Raw genomic sequence first — 21,783 nt, forward strand, 5'->3', positions numbered from 1 at the left:
ATTTTATTCCATTTTATCTGCTATAATTATTAGCATTTTATATTGTGGTGGTAATTTTTGAGATTTTTAATATTTTTTATATTTATTTTATTTATAAGTGCCAAGCCAATAAATTTTAGTTTATATAAATTAGATTCAAATAATCCTAGCAATAAACCAGCATTGCTCGTAATATCTGGAATCCAAGGCGATGAGCCTGGGGGATTTAATGCTACATCAATACTTATAAAGCATTATAAAGTATATGATGGAAGCGTATGGGTAGTGCCAAATCTAAATCAATATAGCATTCTTAGAAATAATCGTGGAATCTATGGTGATATGAATAGAAAATTTGCAAAACTCGACAAAAGTGACCCTGAATATCAAATAGTGCAAGATATAAAAAAAATAATATTAGATGAAAATGTGATTAAAATCTTACATTTACACGATGGAAGTGGTTTTTACAGGGAAGACTATATAAACAATATGCTTAATCAAAATAGATGGGGAAATTGCTCTGTAATAGATCAAGGCACACTATTTGAATATAATGATTTAAATGACAATATCTCTCAAGTAGTAGAATATATAAATGGCAATCTTTTAGATGAATTACATAGATATAGAGTTAGAAATACAAATACTGCAAATGGTGATATAGAACAAGAAAAAAGCCTGACATATTTTGCAACAATCAATAAAAAAATGGCATTTGCAAATGAAGCATCAAAAAGCTTGCCGCTAAATCAAAGAGTGTATTATCATCTACTTAGTATTGAGGGTATGATGAAAAGTATGAATATAAAATTTGAGCGAGATTTTAACCTTGATATAAAAAGTATAGATAAATTGATAAATCATGAAGATACAAATATAGTAATAAATGATATCATCGAGCTACCATTATACAACATCAAGCCTGTTATAAATCATTTTCCAATACAAAAAGAAAATATAGATTTTTATTCAAATACTCCTATTGTATGGCTTTTTAAAGATGAAAAAAACTATAGAATAAAGCATGGAAACAAAAATCTAGTCTATCTAAAACCATTTTATACAGAATTTGATTATTCATTAAAAAATGTAAATATCATCATTGATAATAATGAAATAGAAATACCAATTGGCACAATAATATCTATAAAAGATAGTTTTGAGATTCCACCGCTTCCATATAGAGTAAATGTGATAGGGTATTATAAAGATGGTGTGGATTCTGAAGTTGGAATCAAAATAAAAAAGAAAGATTTGATGGATAGATTTAGCATTGATAAAGATAACAAAAAATATAGAATTGAATTTTACAAACAAACAAAAGGACAAAAAGATAAATTTGCAGGAATGATAATAGTTGATTTCAAAGACTAATTACAAACTTGCACTACTGCTACTGCATAATCTTTATCATGGCTTATGGATAAATCTATATTTTTTATATTAAATCTTTTTATCACTGCAGAATCTAATTTAATTTTTGGTTTGCCTTTATCATCTTTATAAATACAAATATCACAGAATCTCAAATCCTTACCAATCCCACATCCAAGAGCTTTTGACAAAGCTTCTTTTGTAGCAAAAAAACCAGAGATTCTGTTGATATTAAAGTTGTTATTATTTTTTACAAGTGATATTTCATCATTATTTAGAATCTTTTTTAAAAAAGTCATATCATATTTTTTTACCAAAGATTCTATGCGTTTTATCGATACTAAATCAATTCCTATCATTGAATCGCATAATCTACAAAAAATATATTTCTTATTTTTCCATCGACTAAAAATTCATTTAATCTCTGCACTATTTCTTCTTTGGTTTTTTCTTTTCCTCTTGTGGTAGAAACTTCCTCTAATGATTTTGAAGATAAAACATCAATAATAGTATCTCTTATTGCTGGCAATTTGGTGACTATTTCATTTTGTAATTCAGGATTTGTCATCTCTAGTGATATTGTTGTTTTTAAATATCTTCTGCCACTTTGAGCAAGTAAATTTACTATAAATTGATCAAGCTGATAAATAGAACCAACTCTCATATAATTTCCACTACTTGAAGCACCAATAGAGGCATTTCCTGTCTGTGCATTATCTTGAGTGACTGCATTTTGCATTTGAGCTGCTTCTTCTTGTGCTGGACTTTTAGTCATAAAATAAAATGCCACTCCAAGCAATAATGCAACTAGAATAAGCACTATAATAATTATCACAATAAACTTATTATTAGATTTTTTATCATCAGCCATTTATTCAACCTTTTATAGAATCAAAGCTAGATTCTATCAAAATTTTAAAAATAATAACTAAGAGTGCTTCTGCCAAATTTTCTACTTTTATATAAACTTAGATTATTTAGCCTCTTAGGCATAACAAAGCTTGAAATATGCTCCATTATTACAATTTTATTTGATAAATCTAGCTTTGATAATAATGTAAAAATTACCTCATAATCAAGACAAAATGGTGGGTCTAAATACAAAATATCAAATTTGTTATTTTTACAAAATTGCTCTAAAAAAATAAGAGAATCTTCATTATAAGCTACCAAATTTGGGCTATTAAATAGATTTATATTATTAAGCAAAATAGAAAAAGAACTAGAATCCTTTTCTATAAAAATCACTTTTTTTGCGCCTCTACTAAAAGCTTCAAATCCTATACTGCCATAACCTGCAAAAACTTCTATCAAAATTTTATCTTTTATAGAATCTTGTAGAGTATTAAATAAAGATTCTTTTACTATTGATTTTGTAGGACGCGTATTTGGCAAAATATCCATGTATAGAATCTTGCCTTTATGTTTTCCTGCAATTATCTTTATACTAGATTTATTGATTTTTTTTGAGGACATCATAAAGTTTATTTGCAAAATCAGCAAATATATTATCAATCTGTTCTTTTAGCGGGTCTATGTCATTTTTATTGTTTAATCCATTTATAGAATCTAGAGATTTTCTTAGACTTGTAAGCTCGCTTATATCAAGCACATTATTTGCTTTTTGTGATTTTGGAAGTTTATTTAGATTTTCATAGAATATAGATAAATCATTAAATAAAGATTCTCTATGTATTGGGCGTCTAATATCAGAATCTGCCCTAAATGTCGCTAGAGCAATTGGTTTATTTGTATTATCAAAAATAGTATCAGCAATCACAAAATCACAGCTTTCAATACTTGATATATAATCTTTTAGATACAAATTTAGTGTTTTTTGCAAAATTGGACTTTTGCAAGCTATATTTATTTTCATAAAAATCCTTTTTATAATAAATGCAATGGATCGATATCAATAGATACCTGCTTGTCTTTTAATAAATAGATACAAGCCAAAAGATCTTTTATATTGTGCGTCCTAAGTAGCATAAAATATCTCCAACTACCATTTATACGCTCTATTGGTGCTTTATTTAGCCCAACAATTTCAATAAATTTATTAGATTCTACTATCTTTTTACAAGATTCTATTAACTCTCTTGCGATCTTATCATTTTTATTGCTTGATGAAATCAAGGCTAATTTAACATACGGAGGATAAAAATCTTTTCTATGTTTTAATTCAAAAGATAAAAAATCTTCATAATCATTCAAAAATGACTTAAAAGTATTTTGATTTAGTGTTTGGATAAAAACCTCGCCATCTTCTTTTCTAGCACAGCGTCCAGATATTTGATAAATAAGAGCCATGGATTTTTCAAATGCTCTAAAATCACTACTATTTAAGAGATTGTCAATACCTAGTATAACAGATAAATATACATTATGATAATCATGCCCTTTGCTTAGCATTTGAGTGCCAACCAAAATATCAATATTATTATCATTAAATTCATTTAGAATCTTTTTTAATTTATTATCTGTTTTTATCTCATCTCTATCAAAAATCTCAATTCTATTTTGTGGAAATTTTTCTTTTAATTCTTTTGCAATTTCTTGAGTTCCTACATTTAATGCTACAAATTCATTACTGCCACAATTAGGGCAAATATCGCTTAATTTCTCCATATATCCACAATAATGACAAACTAGAGCATTCTTTTTTAAATGCACACTCATGGAAATAGAACAATTTTTACATTTTATACTATTACCACAAATATTGCACATAATCGTTTTAAAATTTGCACGAATTGGTATAAATACGATTACTTGTTTTTTATTTTGTAATGTAGATTCTATTTTTTGCAATAAATTTGGTGTTAGCTTCGTGCTAGAATTTTCAAAAACAATCTCTTTTTTGCTATCAAAATATCTGCCTTTTAGTCGAAAAATCTCACCACTATTTTTAAAATGATAATAGCTAACAATGCTAGGTGTTGCACTGCCTAAGATTAGCTTGATATTATGCTTTATTGATAGATATATGCTCAAATCTCTTGCATTGTATTTTGGAGTAGTATTTGATTTATACGCATCATCATGTTCTTCATCAACAATAATCAATCCAAGATTCTGCAATGGTAAAAATAATGCCGAACGCGCACCTGCTATGATTCTGTATTTATGTAGATTCTCTAAATATTGATTTTTGTTTTTTTTTGTGATTTTTGAGTGCCAAATACAAACTAAATCTCCAAAAACATTTTTTAATCTTTTCTCCATTTGTGGAGTAAGTGAAATCTCTGGCATTAAAAATAAAACATTTTTACCATTTTTTATAGTTTCTAAAATCATATTGATATAGATTTCTGTTTTTCCACTTCCTGTATCGCCAAACAATAATGTCTTTTTGTGATTTCTTATAAAATCTAATGCTAGATTCTGCGAATGATTTAGAGTATTGTTTAATAATATCGATTGAGTGTTTTTATCGATTTTTACATTATCTTTATGGTCAAGTGAAACAAACAAAGAAAAACAAAGCCCAAGATTTGCACAATAATAATTGCTAATAAAATTAGCTAAAGTAACTTGAATATCATTAAAATACAAATCTTTTGGTTTTGCCTCTAGTGTGTTAAAATCTGGCTTTTCACATTTAGAGATAACCACCCCTAGAGTATTTTTTTTCTTTATTTCTATATCTACTAATTGATAATCTTTGATTTCTATATCGCTATGGTATGTTAGAGGTTGGAGATTTAATCTTAGTGGAGCAATATTGTAGTAATTCAGATTTGCTCCAATTGATTTGTTAGATTCCTTAATTTATCTTCTAGTTCAGCGTATTCTTGTGCTTTTTTGATATAAGCTTTTAAAATATCTTTGATATCTAAATTTTGTTTTGCAAATAAAGCTTCTACTTCACTTTTAGCATTTTTATTAATACATTCAATGCTTATTTGAATCCTTTTTCCATTTAGAATCAAATCTGCTCTAAGCCCTAAATCCACCTATTTTTTCGCCTCATCTATTTTGTTTATCAAATCTTCATAACCTCTATCTCTTAATGCAAGCTCATCATATAAAGCATTTATTTGTCTATCTTTTTCTTGAGATTCTGTTATTAATGCATTATTTTCTAATTGAAGTTTTTTATTTTCTTCATGCAATTCATTAATCCTAATTAACAACTCATCAACTTTTTGTGTAAGTCTGTCTAAAATACTCATTACAAACCCTTTGCTATCAAAAATTTTATAAAATATTATAATTGTAACAAAATAATAATTTAATTTTTAAGGCAATATATAAATATTATGAGTAAATTTATATTAAATTCTGATTTCAAACCAGCAGGCGATCAGCCACAAGCAATAGAAATGCTAACAAATAGTATCAAAAATAAAAATCAATACCAAATGCTTCTTGGAGTTACAGGTAGTGGCAAAACTTACACAATGGCAAATATTATTGCAAATCTACAAATGCCAACACTAATAATGTCACATAACAAAAGCTTGTGTGCTCAACTTTATAGTGAATTTAAAAGTTTTTTTCCACAAAACAAAGTTGAATATTTTATATCACATTTTGATTATTATCAACCAGAAGCATATATCCCAAGAAGAGATTTATTTATAGAAAAAGATTCTAGTATTAATGATGATTTAGAGAGATATAGGCTATCTGCTACGACTTCACTTCTTGCATATGATGATGTTATTGTAATAGCAAGTGTTTCTGCAAACTATGGCTTAGGGAATCCAAAAGAATATCTACAAATGATTGAAAAAATACAAATTGGAGATAGAAAAAAACATAGAGATTTTTTAGAGCGATTAGTGAGTATGGGATATACACGAAGTCTCACACATTTAAAGCGAGGTGAGTTTAGAACAAATGGCGATGTGATTGATATTTATCCTGCATATATTGAAGATGAAGTCCTTAGAGTCGAATTTTTTGATGATGAAGTTGAAAAAATATCATTTATAGATTCTATTGATAGCAAAGAATTAAGAAAACTAGATAGCTATGTCCTTTATGCAGCAAATCCATTTATAGTAGAGCAAGATAGGCTTAAGGGTGCTATAAATAGCATAGAAAGTGAATTAGAATCTAGACTAATTGATTTTAAAGATAATGAAGTAGCTTATACTAGGCTAAAAAGCAGAACAGAATTTGATTTAGAAATGATAAAAGAAAATGGAATCTGCAAAGGAATAGAAAATTATGCGAGACATCTAACGGGTAAAAATCCAGGTGAAACGCCATATTGTTTAATTGATTATTTTGAATGTAAAAATAAACCATATCTAATAATAGTAGATGAATCTCATGTAAGTCTTCCACAATTTGGTGGTATGTATGCAGGTGATAGAAGTAGAAAAGAAGTGCTTGTAGAATATGGGTTTAGATTGCCTAGTGCGCTAGATAATCGCCCGCTCAATTTTGATGAATTTATAAATAAAGCGCCACATTATCTATTTGTATCAGCAACACCAAGCGAACTAGAACTAAATCTTAGCAAAGAAAATATTGCAGAGCAAATAGTCCGTCCTACAGGACTTTTAGATCCACTTTGTGAAATAAAAGATAGCAAAAAACAAGTTGAGCTTCTACATGATGAGCTAAAAATAGTAATAAATAGAGGCGAGAGGGCATTAGTAGGTGCGCTTACTAAAAAAATGGCAGAAGATTTATGTAAATATTACAATGATTTGGGAATAAAATGTCAATATTTACATAGTGATATTGATGCGATTGAACGAAATCATTTAATAAGATCTCTTAGATTTGGTGAATTTGATGTGTTAATTGGAGTAAATCTTTTACGAGAAGGGCTTGATTTGCCAGAAGTGAGCCTTGTAGCTATCCTTGATGCTGATAAAGAGGGTTTTTTGCGTAGCCAAACAAGCCTTATTCAAACTATGGGAAGAGCTGCAAGAAATGTAAATGGAAAAGTAATATTTTTTGCTCAAAAGATTACAAAAAGTATGCAAGCGGCACTTGATGAAAGTAATTATAGGCGAAACAAACAAGAAGCATTTAATAAAGCCAATAATATCACTCCACAAAGCACAAAAAGAAATATAGAAGATGAATTAAAGATTGCAAGCAGTGATGAAAAAATAAAGATAAAAGGTAAGATTCCAAAGAGTGAACGAAATAAAATCATAAAAGATTTGACAAAACAAATGCATACTGCTGCAAAAGCATTAGAATTTGAAGAAGCTGCAAGATTGCGTGATGAAATCGCAAAAATTAGAAATATGAAATAATATTTGATATCAGGTTTTATTGCTCTTAAGGAAATATTCAAAAAAAAAATGTTTAAATTTCATTAACTTTTATCCTAATGGATTTAAGAAATCTTTTTAAAAAGGAAAGAAAATGAAAAGAAGTGGTTTTTCAATGATTGAGTTGGTATTCGTAATCGTTATTTTAGGTGTGCTTGCTGCTGTTGCGGTTCCTAGATTTGTAACTACAAGGACAGATGCGCAAGTGGCAATGGCAAGAAGTGATATTGCTTCTACACTAAAGGCGATCCCTGCAAGAGTTTTTGCAGAAAATATAGATCCTACAGCATCAACTCCTACTGGATTTAGCTCTTGGGGAGAGTGGATGATAGATACAGGAGGACTTGATAGAGGTAGATGGAAAGCTGGAAATAGTGGAACTAGTAACAACCCAGGAATTGAACCACTTGGTAATGTTGTAACACAAAGTGGAAGCAATCAAACTGGCGGATGTGGACATATTATTCAATTAAATACAGCTACAGGAAATCTAATTTTTGATCCAGCCCAAATAAGCGGTGTAGGAGGCGGTGCAAATAGCGGTGGAAATAGTGGAACATTCTGCAAAGCTCTAAAAGAATCTTACCCAAGTGGTTCAAATAGAATTATCCCTCTTGCTACAACTGGAGCAGTGAAATTCTAAATACTTTCTTAACAGAATTCTAAGTTTGAGGCTTAGAATTCTAAATTATTACTTCCAACTATATGGCTTTATTGTGTGAAATCTGCTATATTATAAGACTTGATTAAAATTTAAACTTTATAAAAGGTAATTTTGTGGGAATTGTTATTACTATTACTTCAGGCAAAGGTGGTGTTGGTAAATCAACTGCTGTTGGAAATATATCTGTTGGTTTAGCAAATCGTGGAAAAAAAGTCGTAGCAATAGATTTCGATATAGGACTTAGAAATCTTGATATGATTTTAGGTCTTGAAAACAGAATAGTCTATGATGTAATCGATGTTATGGAAGGTAAATGCAATCTAAACCAAGCATTAATTAATGATAAAAGAACAAAATCTCTATATTTTTTACCAGCATCTCAAAATAAAGATAAAAATATTCTTGATAAAGACAAAGTAAAGATTCTAATTGAAGAATTAAAGCAAAATTTTGATTTTATTATTATTGATTCACCAGCGGGTATTGAAAGCGGATTTGAACACGCTATTTTTTGGGCTGATAGAGCGCTTATTGTAGTAACTCCAGAGGTTAGCAGTGTGCGAGATGCTGATAGAGTCATTGGTATAATTGATGCAAAAAGTGATAAAGCAAAAAATGGGGAAGAGGTGGCAAAACATCTAATCATAAATAGAATCAAGCCTGATTTGATAAAAAAAGGTGACATGATGAGTAGTGATGATGTGCTTACCATACTTGGAATCCCTCTTATTGGGCTAATACCAGAAGATGAAAAAATAGTATCAGCGACAAATAGTGGAGAACCAGTAATTTATAACAAAAAAACAAAAAGCGCAAAAGCATATGAAAGAATAAGCGATCGAATATTAGGCAAAGATGTGCCTTTTATAGTAGAAAATGATAGCTTTTTTAGCAGATTTTTTAAATAAGGTTGTTTAAATGTTTTTTTGGAAAAAGAATAAATCTGCAGATGATGCAAAAAATAGGCTTGTAGTAGCTCTGGCTCATGATAGAACATCAAATATACCATATATGGAAGATATGAAGAATGAGATTCTAGCAGTTATTAGAAAATATACACAAACAAACAAAATAGATATAAAGGCAGATTCTAATCAAAATGTAAATATGTTAGAAATAGAAATTATACTAAATGAAAAAGATACATAATTTAATGATTCTATCTTTGATATTAGCAGCATCATATCTAATAATAAACTTAATAGAGCCAAAAGCTGATAATTTTATAAGCCTAAATGATAATAAAATAGAGAATATAAACAGAAAGATAACACAACCAAAACAAGATTCCAATGCTACAATGGCATACACAATACAATACAAAAAAAGAGTTGATTACAGCAATAATCCTACCTCATCAGAAGTGCTAGATTATAAAGACAATATAATAGAAGAAAAAGTTATACCAAAACAAGAAGAAAACAAAGAAGAAAAACCCAAAGTGCAATATCAAGATATATTGCAAGATTCTAAACCAAAAATCGTAATAATAATTGATGATGTATTAAATATCAAACAATTAAATGATATAAAATCAATAGATTTAAAGATCACTCCATCGATATTTCCAAACAATAATAATGATATGATAAATGCTGTTAATAATCTTGATTTCTTTATGATACATTTACCACTAGAGGCAAAAAGATATACAGATGAATTAGATACGATAAAAATAGGAGATTCTATTGATAGAATGAGAGAAAAAATACAATCTATAAAATCATCTATGCCAAATGTAAAATATATCAATAATCATACAGGAAGTAAATTTACAGCAAATAAAGAAAGTGTAGAGACATTACTAAGTGTATTAGATGATAATAAAATAAAATTTGTCGATAGTAGAACTACACCAGATACAAAACTAAATGAAATTGCAAAAGAGCAAAATAGATTGATTTTACATAGAGATATTTTTATAGATAATAACCTTGATGCAAATGCACTAAATAAGCAAATCAAAGAAGGTATAAAAATTGCAAAAAAAAGAGGTTATGCCATACTTATAGCACATCCTCATAAAGAAACATTGCAGGCATTAAAACTAGCAAAAGAGAATCTATTTAAAGATGTTGATATAATTTATCTAAATGAATTAGATGAAATATTACAAAATGCAAAAATAACGCGATATGCCCAAAAGTTTCATAAATGAATAATATTGATATAACAAATAGATTCCATCTCAAAGGAAGTATTTTAAGTATCAATAAATCAAATGATGATTTAATCATAATAAATCAAAATTATTCTGTATTTAAAATAGATATAAAAACAATGCGATTAAAAGAGCTAGCTACGCTATTGCATACAAAAGAATTGCCACATAAATATTCAAAAACAACAAGTGCAAATTCAAATCTAATAAGCCTAGCAGAAAATGAATCAAATATATTATCCATTGCAGAAATACAAGATATTACTAAAATAATTGCAAGACTAGATTATCATAAAAAGACTATTAGTGCTTCAGCATTTTCAAATGATAATAATATACTTGCAAGCGGTGGAGAAGATGGCAGGGTGCATATCTATGATACAAATAAATTTCAAAAAATAATGACACTTCCTTATCGCCCAGATTATATATCAAATCTTAATTTTTCTAAAGATTCTAGATTCTTATTTGCTTCGTGTTTTAATAAATCAAATATGATATTTGACTACCAAAGAGCAAAAACTACAAATATATTTAACACAAATGAAGTTGTAGAATGGGCTGATTTTTTTGATAATAATTCAAAATTATTTATGGTGTTAAGAAATTCAAATTCTATCATCTATGATATAAGAGCAAATCAAACAATAAATATTTCTACACCATTTACATCATGGCCATCTATATTTTGCATAAATGATGATGAAAAACTAGCAATAGTTGGCTCAAGAGATTCTACGATTTATATAATCAATCTAGATGAAAATACAAAAATATTCAGCATAAAGCTTGATAATACAAGTGGGATTAGCTCGCTATATTTGTATTTAGGAAAAATTTTTGTTGGTTTTACAAATGGAGAGTTAATTATTATAAATTATAATGACAAAGATGGTGAATTTATAGAATCTTGCAATAAAAAAGACTATAAAAAAGCAGCCATTATGCTAGATAAAAATATCTTTTTATCGTTACTTCCTTGTGCAAAGATTTTTGATGATGATTGGGAAGATGTATTAAAAGATGCTACAAAATTATTAAGTGATAACAAAATAGATGAAGCACTAGAACTTGTAGATCCATTTCTAAGAGATGAAAGAAAAAAAGAAGCTTTTAATTTTTATCTAAATTCTAAAGATATTCTAAAAAAATTTCGAAATCTAATAGATGAAAAATCATATGAAGAAGCCTACAATATGGCTTTGCAAATAAAATTTTTGCTTAAAACTTCCTATTTTCAAGATTTAGAAAATATATGGCACAAAACCTTTAATCATGCAAAAAAATTAATAGAAGAAAACCAAAATAATGCAGAATCTGCAAAAAAGATTCTAGAGCCATTTCTAAAAACACCAAAAAAATCTACAATAATGCAACTTTTAAATAATATCAATATTTTTAAAGATGCAGAGATATTTGTAAAAGAGCAAAATTTCAAAGAATATTTTTTACTAACTTCTAATTTTTCATATCTAAAAGATACAGAGCTATACAAAAAAGTATTAATGCTTGGTGATAATATATACCAAAAAGCAATAAATTGTGAAAATAATAAACAATATGATGAATTTGAAAGACTAGCAAAGTTTTTACAAAATTTTCCCTCATACAAGGATATTATAACAAGCCACTTAGTCTCAATATCAAAAAAACTAGAAATGCTAGAGCTTATTGCTGCAAACAAAAAAGATAAAGTATATAAGCTTGCCTTAGAATTTGAAGAATTGCAATATCTAAGCGAATTTAAAGACTATTGCAAAGAATTTGATACTTTGTGCAAACAAGCAAAAGATTTAGCATTTGATGGTAAAGTAGATGCACTAGAAAATATATTTCAAGATTATATAAAAATTGAATATTGGAGTGAAAATATAAAAAATATATACAAAATTGCCTATATTCAAGATTTTAAAAATCATATAAATGATACGATAAATTGGACAAAAAGTATAAATAACTATATCGATATTTTTGGAAAAGATGATGAGATTTTAGAATTTTGCAATAAAAACAAGTTGGATTCTGTACTTGAAAATAGTGATGATGAAAGAATAAAAATAACCTTTAGATATCAAAAAACATTGATACAGCAATGATAAATACACTTAAAATACCAAAATCACTAGAATCTTTAAAAAAGCCACCAAAAGAATTGTTTTATATAGGAAATAAAAAGTTATTAGATAATTTTAAAGTAGCCATCGTTGGCACAAGGCGTCCAAATCAATATACACAAATAATAACTGCAACGCTAGCACAAAAAATAAGTAAATATGCCACAATAATAAGTGGTGGGGCGATAGGGATTGATTTTATCGCACATACAAATTCAATGCCAAATACAATAATGATATCCCCAGGAAGTCTAGATATCACATATCCAAAAGAAAATAGCAAACTAATAAATGATATAAAAAATAAAGCTTTGATAATTAGTGAGTATGAAAGCCCATATTTTCCTAAAAAATATAGCTTTCTTGAAAGAAACAGAATAGTTATTGCATTGAGTGATATAGTGATATTTCCACAAGGTGATCTAAATAGTGGCACAAACTATAGTGCAAAAATCGCAATAGAATTAAACAAACCAATATGGACAATTCCGCATAGATACAAAGAAAGCCCTCTTAGTGAATATTTAATCATAAATAAATATGCAAAAGTGATTTATGATATTGATGATTTTATAAGAGATTCTATTCTAGATTCTAAAATACAAAATACACAATCTTTAGAATCTAAAAATGATGAGATTTTAGAATTTTGCAAAAATGCACCTAGCTTTGAAGTAGCTTTAGAAAAATTTGGAGATAGAATCTTAGAATATGAATTTATGGGGCTTTTAGTGCGTCAAAACAATAAGATAAAAACAAAATGATAGCAATAGACTTTGGATTAAAAAAAATAGGAATAGCACAATATATAAATGGCATTATTTTGCCACTTGCACCAATCATTAGAAGAAATAGAAATGATGCTGCTAAAAGATTAAATGAGCTATTAATAGAAAAAAATACAAAGATTCTAATAATTGGTATAGCAAATGAAGAAATGCAAAGACGAATAAACCATTTTATCACACTTTTAAATTTTAGTGGAGAAATAAAATTTGTAGATGAAAGCTTGAGTTCAAAAGAAGCAGAAGAAATGTTGCAAAATAGAGATAATAGTCACATAATGCGAAAAAATGGCACTATTGATAGCATAAGTGCAATGATAATAATGCAAAGATATTTAAAGTCTAATTAGAATCATCAATGCTATCTTCTATAGGCATAGAAATATCAATAAGCCAAAAATATCCTATATCATTATTTTGATTATACAAATCAACTTCTGCAACAATATACCCATATTCTTGTGATACTTTTTTTATCTTACCAACTTTAATACCTTCAAAAAAGATTCCATCTAACCCACTTGTAACGACTTCATCTCCTATTTTAATCTCATTCCAAGCATTAATATATTCAATTGCAATATTTCCATTTGTATTATTTTTTAGGATTCCAACTGACTTAGAATCTCCAATATAAACACTATAACTAGCCTTAGAATCTCCATTTAAAATACCAACTAAGCCACCATTTGAATTTAATGCAACTCCTGCTGCATATCCATTTCTAATAAGTCCAAATATTTTATTTTCATCTGTATTGCTAAACTCATCACTTTTTAGCCATATTTGTGAATAGTTGCCCATATTTACATATGAATAAGCCTTCACCAAAAAAATATTAGGTAGGTTTGGCTTTTTGTTGATATTTAACAATGTAAGAAGTTTTTTATTTTCACTTTCTAAAGTAAGCAATCTAGCTTGTAGTCTCTCATTTTGTAATTTTACATTGCCTAGATTCTCTATTTCTTCTGCTTGGTATATGTATTTATCAAATGCTAATGATATATTATCTTTTATATTAAATACATTTTCTCTAACAAAATTATTAATCAAAGTAGCATATGTAAATATACCTTTATTAATCTCAAGCACAAACAAAATGCACATAATAATTATGCTAATCCATAATGTTTTATTGTGCTTTTTCATATACTAAGGATTATTCTTCATATACTAATTGTTCTAAGATTCCATCTTCATCAAGGACTTTTCCTGTTCCCTTAGCAACCGATAAAAGTGGCTCATCAGCTACATAAACAGGTAGTTTTACCGTATCTGCTAAATATTTATCAATACCTCTTATCAAAGCCCCACCACCAGTTAAAACGATTCCATTTTCTACAATATCACCAGACAAATCAGGTGGCATGACTTCTAATACGCTCTTTAGTGCATCAACTATATCTCTTAATGGCTCCTTCATAGCCTCTCTTGTATCTTCACTTGTAAGTTCAATAGTATTTAGCAATCCACTTACTTGATCTCTTCCATTAACTTGCATAGATAATGTTTTATCAAGTGGAGATGCACAACCTATTTTTACTTTTATTTCTTCACCAGTTCTCTCGCCAATTAAAAGATTGTATTTTTTTCTAACATAATCGACAATAGATTCATCCATTCTATCGCCTGCCATACGAATTGATTTACTTATTACAAGTCCTCCAAGAGATACAACACCAATTTCAGTAGTTCCACCACCAATATCAACAACTAAACTGCCTTGTGGCTCTTTTATAGGTAGTCCTGCACCAATTGCAGCAGCCATAGGCTCTTCTATCAAAAATACTTCTCTAGCTCCCGCACTTGTGGCAGATTCTTTTACAGCTTTTCTTTCAACTCCTGTAAGCCCATATGGCACACAAACAACAATCCTTGGACGAATCATCTTTCTTCTATTATGTGTTTTTTCTATAAAATGCCTAATCATTTTTTCAGTCATATCAAAATCAGCTATTACACCATTTCTCATAGGCCTTATTACATCAATTCCATCTGGAGTTTTTCCCATCATTTCTTTAGCTTCTTTGCCTATGGCTAAAGTCTTATTTCTACTATATTTATTTGATTGAATAGCTACAATGCTTGGCTCATTTATCACGATACCACGACCTTTAACCAAAACGACAGTATTTGCTGTGCCAAGGTCTATTGCAATATCTTGTGAAAACATACCTATAATAGTATCTAAAATCATTTATATCCTTTTTTGTTGAGTTGTTTTTATTTCTTTATTTTTGTCTTTGGTGTTTTTTTGGCTAATCCTTTTTTAATTAACATAGGAGGTTTATTTTTTGATACAAAATCAGCTGTTATAACTAATTTATATCCAGTGTAGTCCTTTATATCAAACATCAAATCCACCATTATGCTTTCCATTATAGCACGCAATGCTCTTGCACCTGTTTTTCTCTCTATTGCTTTTTTTGCTATAAGCTTTAATGCTCCTTCTTCAAACTCTAATTCTACATCATCAAGTACAAATATTTTTTGATATTGTTTAATCAAGGAATTTTTTGGCTTTAACAATATATTTAGCATTGCTTCTTGATTAATCTCATCAAGTGTTGCAATTACATGCAATCTACCAATAAGCTCTGGAATCATTCCATAATTCATTAAATCACTGGAATCTACTAAGTGAAAATACTTTTCATCATTATTAATAATCTTTTTATCACTATTAAATCCTAGCATATTTCCACCAAGACGTCTTTTAATTATGTCATTCAATCCATCAAATGCTCCACCACAAATAAACAAAATATTTTCGGTATTGATTTGTATAAATTCTTGATGTGGGTGCTTTCTGCCTCCTTGAGGTGATACATTTACAATACTTCCTTCTATAATCTTAAGCAAAGCTTGCTGCACTCCTTCACCAGATACATCCCTAGTGATTGAACGATTTTCACCAACTCTAGCGATTTTATCAATCTCATCGATAAAAACAATACCCATTTCTGTTCTTCTTATATCATAATCTGCTGCTTGATAAAGTCTTGTTAGTATATTTTCTACATCTTCACCAACATATCCTGCTTGAGTTAGACTAGTGGCATCAGAAATTGCTATAGGCACATCTAAAAATCTTGCAAAAGTCTGCGCCATCAATGTCTTTCCGCTTCCTGTTGGACCTAATAATAAAATATTAGATTTTGCTATTTCGACATCATCATATTCATCATCATTATTTTTTTGCAAGATTCTTTTATAATGATTATATACAGCAACAGATAAAAGTTTTTTTGCTTCATCTTGCCCTATTACATATTCATCTAATGCAGTTTTTAAAATTTTTGGAGAAGTATTATTAAAATTTATATCACAATAATATTCTTCATTTTCCTCATCTATATCAAGTCTATTTATAAAATCATCTATGCTACTAGCTCCATATTTGTTTTGACAATCTCTACAGATAAATAAACCTTTTTTAGAAAAAACAGGATTTTTATCACTATCTATTGCACTGCAAATACTGCATTGCTTTTTACTCATTGATATTACCTCTTTTATATGGAATTCCACGTTTAGAATCTTTTATAAACATACAAATATCTTTTATAATTTTTGAATCAGTATTGCAAAGAATCTCATCTGCTATCTCTTTAATTGGCTTATCTCCAGATAGCAATAATTTATATATGTGGCTTATTTCATCTATCTGCTTAGATGTAAAAATCTTTCGCATTTTATATTTATTTAGCCCTCTAATAATTGCCCTATTTCCTTCTGCAAGGCAATATGGTGGAATATCTTGAGATAATGCTGAAGCACCAGCTATCATAGAACCATCACCAATATGCACAAATTGATGAATAGCACTAAGCCCGCCAATATTTACATTATTTCCTATATGAATATGTCCGCCAAGAGTCGCACAATTTGCTAATATACAATTATCACCTATAACACAATCATGTGCTATATGCACATAAGCCATAAATAAATTATTATCTCCAATGATTGTTTTACCATTTTCTCCTGTGCCTGGATTAAACATAGTAAATTCTCTAATAATATTATTTTTGCCAATAATTAATTCTGTTTTTTCACCATTGTATTTTAAGTCTTGAGGCATAGTACCAATTGTAGCATTTGGAAAAATAGTCGTATTATCGCCAATTATTGTGCAGCCATCTAAAGTTACATTATTGTAAATTTTACAATTTTTACCAATTTGGACATTTTCTCCAATAACACAAAACTCACCAATGGCAGTTCCTTCTCCTATATGTTTTGTTTTAATTATTGATGTATTCATAATATTTATTCTTTGCCTTGATCGTTATTCTTCACCTTATTGTCATCATTGTCGCCAAGCATAGCTTTTAATTCTGCTTCTGCAACAAGCTTACCATCGACAAAAGCCTTAGCATCAAGAACCCATACTTTGCCTTTATGCTTTAATACTTCTAATTTATATTCAAGTCTATCACCAGGACGCACCATAGATCTAAATTTTGCTCTATCAATGCTCATAAAATAAACTAGCTTATTATCTACTTCATCAACCTTATCACCATATCCACTAGAAAAAGCCAGGATTCCGCCAGCTTGTGCCATACCTTCAATAATCATAACACCTGGATATATAGCCTTGCTTGGAAAATGTCCTAAAAATATAGGCTCATTGATCGTTATGTTTTTATAGGCTTCAACGGATTCAAATGGTTTTAAAGATGTTACTTTATCAACTAACAATATTGGATATCTATGCGGTAGTATTTTTAGTATTCTATCTATGTCTATCATCAAAATAAGTCCATGATTTAAGATTTAAAGAGTATGGATTCTACTAAAATATCTATAATTAAAGCTTAATAACCATAAAAATATCTATATTTTGGAATATACTATCTATATTTATTTTTAGATTATTAAAAGATGCAGAATCTAATACAATAAATGGCTTTATACTATCACTACCTAGAATCTTCACTCTAAAAGCTAATTCATCATCATAAAGAGGAGGATTATAAAGCATATCAAGTGTATTTTTGTAGTTTTTATCAAATACTAAATTAATGCTATTTATATCAATAAATAGCGCATTATCACAGAATCCAAGCATAATTTTTTTATTATCAAAAATCATTTCTCTCCATAAAATATCACCACTTTTTAGATTCTTTGATGATTTTGAATGTGTAAAAATATATGAAGGTATTACATCCCTAGAATCTTGCTTAAAAACATAACCATTCAATAATCTATAAGCATTGATACTATCTTTTTGCAAAATATGTGGAATATTATTTTTTTCATATTTATGCAATTCTTTGAAAGTATTTAGCGTCCATTGTGCGCTTCCTTTTAATACTTGCTTTCCTATATTGCTAAACATCTCTAAAGCAATTTTATTTGATCTATTTCTTTGTTTTTCTAGTGCATAAATACAACCACAATAATTTTGTCTATAAAGATTAGAATCCTTTGCTAATTTACTTTGTCTTTGTGTCCCACCGCCACTTCTAGTATCAAGACTAATAAATTCAAGTCCATATTCTTTCGCAATATTTTCACCTTGATTAAATAAATCATTTTGACTTTTCATAGGACTTGTTAGCAATGTAGTAGTCAAATATTTTTCATTTAGTTGCATAGCAAATATAGCACTTTTTAATAATCTCTCGTCAAAGCATATAGTGCATCTATCACCTTTTTCTTCTGCATTCTCAAAGCCCTTGATTTTATCAAGCCAAGATTCCAAATCATAATCACCAATAACCAAATCAATACCTAGAATCTCGCAGCTTCGTTTTACATCAAAAAGTCGTAAATCATATTCTTCTTTTGGATGAATATTTGGATTATAAAAAAATCCTATCAGCTTTTCATCTGGATAGACTTTTTTTAATTCTTGTAGAAAATAATGACTATCAACAGAACAACAAATATGAACTAACATATAACAATCTTATCTTTTATTTGCATATATCAAGAAACTTACTACTCCTATGAGAAATACGATTGCCAAAAATATTATCAATATAAAATCAAGAAGCATAAAATTCCTTATCGTTTCACATGAAACATTTATTTTTTATTTTTATATTTTAATTGCCCACAAGCAGCATCAATATCAATACCTTTAGATTCTCTAATAGTGCATATTAATCCCTTGCTATACAAATAATCTGCAAATTTCTTAGCATTTTCTAAATCTGGTCGCTCAAAATTGCTACCTTCAAATGGATTAAATAATATTAGATTTACCTTAGCTTTTATACCATCAAGAAGTTTTAATAAATCTTTTGCATTATCTATACTATCATTTATATCTTTTATCATAAGATATTCAAACATAACTCTTTTTCTAGCATCGATTGGAAAACTTCTTACACTATCAATAATGCTATTAATATTATAAATCTTATTAATAGGCATAAGTTTATTTCTGGTTATATCATTTACAGCATGAAGTGATATGGCTAGTTGCACACCTAAATCTAAATTGCCAAGGACATTAATCATAGGTGAGATTCCACTTGTAGATATAGTTTGCCTTCTTGGCGATATAGAAAGTCCATCAATATGAGAGATAATCTTTATAGCTTTTATCAGATTATCAAAATTATCAAGTGGTTCGCCCATGCCCATATAAACGATATTTACACATTTTTCTGGTGCGATATTGTTATCTTTTTTTATTGCAACAACTTGCTCTACTATCTCGCCTGCGCTTAGGTTTCTAGTGAATCCATTTTTTCCAGTGCAACAAAATTTACAACCAATCTTACAACCAATTTGAGATGAAATACAAATAGTGAATCTTTCTTGACTCTTTATATTTCCATCTTCATCAAATTCTTTATCTTTCATTTTTAAAAGCACAGATTCAAAAGTATGATTATCATGAGTTAGAAATAAATATTTTTTTGTCCCATCTTTACTCAATGCAACATTTGCTATATCTAGATTCTTTGCACTAAATTGTTCTTTTAGTTTGTTTCTTATCTCTTTTGGAAGATTTATCATCATAGAAAAATCATCTTCATAATGAATATATAGCCAATTCCAAACTTGCTTAGCACGAAAAGATGGAGTTAGCAATCCTTTTAATTCATCAAAGCTATAATCAAAAATATTTTCCATAATTATCTCTTACATAGGATTCTAAATATTTCTTTGCTGTTGAATGATTGGCTATGAAATCATTATGAGCATTATTATTACAATAATTAGTGATACAAAAAATACCAAATGCTGGAATCTCAAAATATTGCGCAACTCTTAAAATACTAAAAAATTCCATATTTTCAAGTTTTATTCCTGCATTTAACATTTGGTTTGAAAGATTTTCATCAGTGGTGATGTAGTTGCTACTATTTACAATTATATCTGTTTCACATGAAACATTTTCAATTTTATTAAATATTGGAGTGTATGAATTGTGTGTTATAAATGATGTTTCAATCTGCATTGCTCTAGAGCTAACAAATATATCAAAAATATTTATACTTTTATCATAGCTACCTGCACTACCTATAAATATCAATTCTTTTGGATTTTCTTTTAATATAATACTACTTAATATCATAGTACTATCTATTAGACCAATGCCTATTTCTTTTGCAAATGAAAATTTTTCACCACTAGCACAAATAAACATTAATTAAATCCTAACAGGAATATTGCAATCCCTTAAATATTTTTTTAATTCTTTAATCTCTATTTCTTTATAGTGAAATATACTAGCAGCCAAGGCTGCATTTGCCCCAGCTAAATATGCCTCTTTTATATGTTCCATATTTCCAGCGCCTCCACTTGCAATAAGTGGAATCTTTATATTTGATGAAGTCCATCTAAGGAGTTCTAAATCATAGCCATTTTTTGTTCCATCACTATCCATGCTTGTTAATAATATCTCGCCTGCACCAAGATTCTCTACTTCTTTTGCCCAAGTGAAATAATCAATACCTGTATCAATTCTTCCACCATTAATAAAAACATTCCACCTAGAATCTGCCACTTTTTTCACATCAATTGCAGCAACAACACATTGAGAACCAAAATGTTTTGCCCCTTCATATATCAACGATGGATTCTTTATAGCTGATGAATTTACACTGATCTTATCACAACCAGAATCTAATAAATTATACATATCTTGCAGATTTCTAATACCACCACCAACGGTAAATGGTATAAATATCTCTTTTGCAACAGATTTCACAACATTTATTAGAGTGCTTCTATCTTCATTTGTTGCTGTAATATCCAAAAAGACGATTTCATCAGCCATTTGTGCATTATAACCACTTGCAATTTCTACTGGATTCCCAACATCTTTTATATCTATAAAATTAATTCCTTTTACAACTTTACCATTCTTGACATCAAGACATGGAATAATTCTAAATGCTAAATTATCTATCATATAAACATCCATTCATAATTCATCAAATAAACCCTATAAATCTTGATATTTTATCAAAAAAAAGTTAGAATA

General features: G+C 28.5%; 25 protein-coding genes. 9 read left to right on the top strand and 16 right to left on the bottom strand.

Annotation, left to right across the window (positions count from 1 at the left end; all coding sequences use genetic code 11):
• Positions 1 to 57 precede the first annotated feature (57 nt).
• Positions 58 to 1,356 carry a M99 family carboxypeptidase catalytic domain-containing protein gene (locus CQA42_RS03720; protein WP_258865554.1) on the top strand — a complete coding sequence of 433 codons (1,299 nt, stop codon included), beginning with the start codon at positions 58 to 60 and terminating at the stop codon, positions 1,354 to 1,356.
• Here CQA42_RS03720 and acpS read toward each other — a convergent pair.
• The 7 genes from acpS to CQA42_RS03755 are packed head-to-tail and all read right to left on the bottom strand — an operon-like array spanning position 1,353 to position 5,531.
• A complete protein-coding gene (acpS, locus tag CQA42_RS03725; protein WP_115583353.1) occupies positions 1,353 to 1,715 on the bottom strand; it encodes a holo-ACP synthase in 363 nt (120 codons plus the stop codon). The genes CQA42_RS03720 and acpS overlap by 4 nt on opposite strands.
• Entirely contained in the window at positions 1,712 to 2,227 is a 516-nt protein-coding gene (gene fliL / locus CQA42_RS03730; protein WP_115583354.1) for a flagellar basal body-associated protein FliL, read from the bottom strand. The genes acpS and fliL overlap by 4 nt, the downstream gene beginning before the upstream one ends.
• Before the next feature lie 44 nt (positions 2,228 to 2,271).
• The gene (gene rsmD / locus CQA42_RS03735) at positions 2,272 to 2,832 is read right to left on the bottom strand and encodes a 16S rRNA (guanine(966)-N(2))-methyltransferase RsmD (protein ID WP_258865555.1); all 561 of its coding nucleotides are present in this window, start codon (positions 2,830 to 2,832) and stop codon (positions 2,272 to 2,274) included.
• The gene (locus CQA42_RS03740) at positions 2,810 to 3,232 is read right to left on the bottom strand and encodes a hypothetical protein (protein ID WP_115583355.1); all 423 of its coding nucleotides are present in this window, start codon (positions 3,230 to 3,232) and stop codon (positions 2,810 to 2,812) included. Before CQA42_RS03740 ends, rsmD begins: the two co-directional genes overlap by 23 nt.
• An 11-nt stretch (positions 3,233 to 3,243) precedes the next feature.
• Positions 3,244 to 5,127, bottom strand: a complete 1,884-nt coding sequence (locus CQA42_RS03745; protein WP_309544422.1) for a primosomal protein N' — start codon at positions 5,125 to 5,127, stop codon at positions 3,244 to 3,246.
• Entirely contained in the window at positions 5,091 to 5,312 is a 222-nt protein-coding gene (locus CQA42_RS03750) for a hypothetical protein (RefSeq protein ID WP_115583357.1), read from the bottom strand. Before CQA42_RS03750 ends, CQA42_RS03745 begins: the two co-directional genes overlap by 37 nt.
• Positions 5,313 to 5,531 (bottom strand): DUF904 domain-containing protein, encoded by a 219-nt coding sequence (locus CQA42_RS03755; protein WP_115583358.1) that lies wholly within the window; start codon positions 5,529 to 5,531, stop codon positions 5,313 to 5,315.
• A gap of 87 nt (positions 5,532 to 5,618) precedes the next feature.
• Between CQA42_RS03755 and uvrB the strand changes: the two genes are divergently transcribed.
• The 8 genes from uvrB to ruvX all read left to right on the top strand — a co-directional run bounded on the left by uvrB (position 5,619) and on the right by ruvX (position 13,675).
• Positions 5,619 to 7,583 carry an excinuclease ABC subunit UvrB gene (gene uvrB / locus CQA42_RS03760; RefSeq protein WP_115583359.1) on the top strand — a complete coding sequence of 655 codons (1,965 nt, stop codon included), beginning with the start codon at positions 5,619 to 5,621 and terminating at the stop codon, positions 7,581 to 7,583.
• Positions 7,584 to 7,695: 112 nt separating this feature from the next.
• Positions 7,696 to 8,244 carry a type II secretion system protein gene (locus tag CQA42_RS03765; RefSeq protein ID WP_115583360.1) on the top strand — a complete coding sequence of 183 codons (549 nt, stop codon included), beginning with the start codon at positions 7,696 to 7,698 and terminating at the stop codon, positions 8,242 to 8,244.
• Positions 8,245 to 8,384: 140 nt separating this feature from the next.
• Positions 8,385 to 9,173: a septum site-determining protein MinD gene (minD, locus tag CQA42_RS03770; RefSeq protein WP_408941435.1), complete on the top strand. Its 789-nt coding sequence runs from the start codon at positions 8,385 to 8,387 to the stop codon at positions 9,171 to 9,173.
• A 10-nt stretch (positions 9,174 to 9,183) separates the two neighbouring features.
• Positions 9,184 to 9,414, top strand: a complete 231-nt coding sequence (minE, locus tag CQA42_RS03775) for a cell division topological specificity factor MinE (protein ID WP_115583362.1) — start codon at positions 9,184 to 9,186, stop codon at positions 9,412 to 9,414.
• Positions 9,398 to 10,423: a divergent polysaccharide deacetylase family protein gene (locus tag CQA42_RS03780; RefSeq protein ID WP_115583363.1), complete on the top strand. Its 1,026-nt coding sequence runs from the start codon at positions 9,398 to 9,400 to the stop codon at positions 10,421 to 10,423. The genes minE and CQA42_RS03780 overlap by 17 nt, the downstream gene beginning before the upstream one ends.
• On the top strand, positions 10,420 to 12,522 hold the full coding sequence (locus CQA42_RS03785) for a hypothetical protein (protein ID WP_115583364.1): 2,103 nt from the start codon (positions 10,420 to 10,422) through the stop codon (positions 12,520 to 12,522). The genes CQA42_RS03780 and CQA42_RS03785 overlap by 4 nt, the downstream gene beginning before the upstream one ends.
• Positions 12,519 to 13,304, top strand: coding sequence for a DNA-processing protein DprA (locus tag CQA42_RS03790; RefSeq protein WP_115583365.1), 786 nt, complete (start codon positions 12,519 to 12,521; stop codon positions 13,302 to 13,304). Before CQA42_RS03785 ends, CQA42_RS03790 begins: the two co-directional genes overlap by 4 nt.
• Entirely contained in the window at positions 13,301 to 13,675 is a 375-nt protein-coding gene (gene ruvX, locus CQA42_RS03795; RefSeq protein WP_115583366.1) for a Holliday junction resolvase RuvX, read from the top strand. Before CQA42_RS03790 ends, ruvX begins: the two co-directional genes overlap by 4 nt.
• Here ruvX and mreC read toward each other — a convergent pair.
• The 9 genes from mreC to hisF form a co-directional block, all read right to left on the bottom strand.
• Positions 13,668 to 14,474 (bottom strand): rod shape-determining protein MreC, encoded by an 807-nt coding sequence (mreC, locus tag CQA42_RS03800; protein ID WP_115583367.1) that lies wholly within the window; start codon positions 14,472 to 14,474, stop codon positions 13,668 to 13,670. The genes ruvX and mreC overlap by 8 nt on opposite strands.
• Positions 14,475 to 14,484: 10 nt before the next feature.
• Positions 14,485 to 15,522 (bottom strand): rod shape-determining protein, encoded by a 1,038-nt coding sequence (locus CQA42_RS03805; RefSeq protein WP_115583368.1) that lies wholly within the window; start codon positions 15,520 to 15,522, stop codon positions 14,485 to 14,487.
• 26 nt (positions 15,523 to 15,548) lie between these two features.
• Positions 15,549 to 16,826, bottom strand: a complete 1,278-nt coding sequence (gene clpX / locus CQA42_RS03810; RefSeq protein ID WP_115583369.1) for an ATP-dependent Clp protease ATP-binding subunit ClpX — start codon at positions 16,824 to 16,826, stop codon at positions 15,549 to 15,551.
• Complete coding sequence (lpxA, locus tag CQA42_RS03815; protein WP_115583370.1) at positions 16,819 to 17,592, bottom strand: acyl-ACP--UDP-N-acetylglucosamine O-acyltransferase; 774 nt, start codon at positions 17,590 to 17,592, stop codon at positions 16,819 to 16,821. The genes clpX and lpxA overlap by 8 nt, the downstream gene beginning before the upstream one ends.
• Before the next feature lie 5 nt (positions 17,593 to 17,597).
• On the bottom strand, positions 17,598 to 18,083 hold the full coding sequence (gene fabZ, locus CQA42_RS03820) for a 3-hydroxyacyl-ACP dehydratase FabZ (RefSeq protein ID WP_115583371.1): 486 nt from the start codon (positions 18,081 to 18,083) through the stop codon (positions 17,598 to 17,600).
• A gap of 58 nt (positions 18,084 to 18,141) precedes the next feature.
• On the bottom strand, positions 18,142 to 19,239 hold the full coding sequence (locus CQA42_RS03825) for an epoxyqueuosine reductase QueH (RefSeq protein ID WP_115583372.1): 1,098 nt from the start codon (positions 19,237 to 19,239) through the stop codon (positions 18,142 to 18,144).
• 128 nt (positions 19,240 to 19,367) lie between these two features.
• Positions 19,368 to 20,426, bottom strand: a complete 1,059-nt coding sequence (rlmN, locus tag CQA42_RS03830; RefSeq protein WP_115583373.1) for a 23S rRNA (adenine(2503)-C(2))-methyltransferase RlmN — start codon at positions 20,424 to 20,426, stop codon at positions 19,368 to 19,370.
• Complete coding sequence (locus CQA42_RS03835) at positions 20,410 to 20,943, bottom strand: purine-nucleoside phosphorylase (RefSeq protein ID WP_115583374.1); 534 nt, start codon at positions 20,941 to 20,943, stop codon at positions 20,410 to 20,412. Before CQA42_RS03835 ends, rlmN begins: the two co-directional genes overlap by 17 nt.
• A 3-nt stretch (positions 20,944 to 20,946) precedes the next feature.
• Positions 20,947 to 21,708 (bottom strand): imidazole glycerol phosphate synthase subunit HisF, encoded by a 762-nt coding sequence (hisF, locus tag CQA42_RS03840; protein ID WP_115583531.1) that lies wholly within the window; start codon positions 21,706 to 21,708, stop codon positions 20,947 to 20,949.
• Positions 21,709 to 21,783 lie beyond the last annotated feature (75 nt).

The organism is Helicobacter sp. MIT 99-5507 (assembly GCF_003364295.1).
GTDB lineage: Bacteria > Campylobacterota > Campylobacteria > Campylobacterales > Helicobacteraceae > NHYM01.